Origin of the sequence: Marinobacter sp. C7, from assembly GCF_022343555.1 — a bacterium.
In the GTDB taxonomy this organism is placed as follows: domain Bacteria; phylum Pseudomonadota; class Gammaproteobacteria; order Pseudomonadales; family Oleiphilaceae; genus Marinobacter.
In genome coordinates, this window is record NZ_JAKQZH010000011.1 from 1 (window position 1) to 1,350 (window position 1,350).

1 protein-coding gene is annotated in these 1,350 nt (G+C 57.6%); it reads left to right on the forward strand.

All coding sequences use genetic code 11. The annotated features are described in order from the left end of the window. Positions 1-61: 61 nt before the first annotated feature. Positions 62-1,339, forward strand: coding sequence for a phosphopyruvate hydratase (eno, locus tag MD273_RS19230; protein WP_003856756.1), 1,278 nt, complete (start codon positions 62-64; stop codon positions 1,337-1,339). Positions 1,340-1,350 lie beyond the last annotated feature (11 nt).

The following is a 1,350-nucleotide window of genomic DNA, read 5'->3' on the forward strand; positions in this document are numbered from 1 at the left end:
TGAAGACATTTGATCACGTGAATAATTCTAGTTAGCTCCCAAGTTGGCATAGGAGGCCACAGTGGCTGAAATCATGCACGTATTCGCTCGCGAAATTCTCGACTCCCGCGGTAACCCAACCGTCGAGGCAGAGGTTTTCCTGGATGACGGTTCCCACGGTGTCGCAGGTGTTCCATCCGGCGCATCCACCGGCGTCCACGAGGCTCATGAGCTGCGTGACGGTGGCGATCGCTACCTGGGCAAGGGCGTTTTGAAGGCAGTTGAAAACGTCAACGAAGAAATCGGCGACGAGCTCGCTGGCCTAGAGGCTGACGATCAGCGCCTCATCGACGAAGCAATGATCAAGCTTGATGGCACCGCCAACAAGTCCCGCCTGGGTGCAAACGCAATCCTTGGTGTTTCCATGGCTGTTGCAAAGGCTGCTGCTGATTCCGCAGGCCTCCCACTGTTCCGCTACATCGGTGGACCAAACGCACACGTTCTTCCAGTTCCAATGATGAACATCATCAACGGTGGCGCTCACGCTGACTCCGGTGTTGACGTTCAGGAATTCATGATCGCTCCAATCGGTGCAGAGACCTTCTCTGAGGCTCTCCGCAACGGCGCGGAGGTCTACCACGCACTGAAGTCCGTCATCAAGGAAAAGGGCCTGTCCACCGGACTTGGCGATGAGGGCGGCTTCGCTCCTTCCGTCGGCTCCACCCGTGAGGCTCTTGACCTTATCGTTGAGGCAATCGAGAAGGCTGGCTTCACCCCAGGCAAGGACATCGCTCTTGCTCTGGACGTTGCTTCCTCTGAGTTCTTCAAGGACGGCACCTACCACTTCGAAGGTGGCCAGCACTCCGCAGCTGAGATGGCAAACGTTTACGCTGAGCTCGTTGACGCGTACCCAATCGTCTCCATCGAGGACCCACTGCAGGAAGATGACTGGGAGGGTTACACCAACCTCACCGCAACCATCGGCGACAAGGTTCAGATCGTTGGCGACGACTTCTTCGTCACCAACCCTGAGCGCCTGAAGGAGGGCATCGCTAAGAAGGCTGCCAACTCCATCCTGGTTAAGGTGAACCAGATCGGTACCCTCACCGAGACCTTCGACGCTGTCGACATGGCTCACCGCGCCGGCTACACCTCCATGATGTCCCACCGTTCCGGTGAGACCGAGGACACCACCATTGCTGACCTCGCAGTTGCACTCAACTGTGGCCAGATCAAGACTGGTGCTCCAGCACGTTCCGACCGTGTCGCAAAGTACAACCAGCTTCTCCGCATCGAGCAGCTGCTTGGCGACGCCGGCGTCTACGCAGGTCGCAGCGCATTCCCACGCTTTCAGGGCTAAATAAAAGCGCT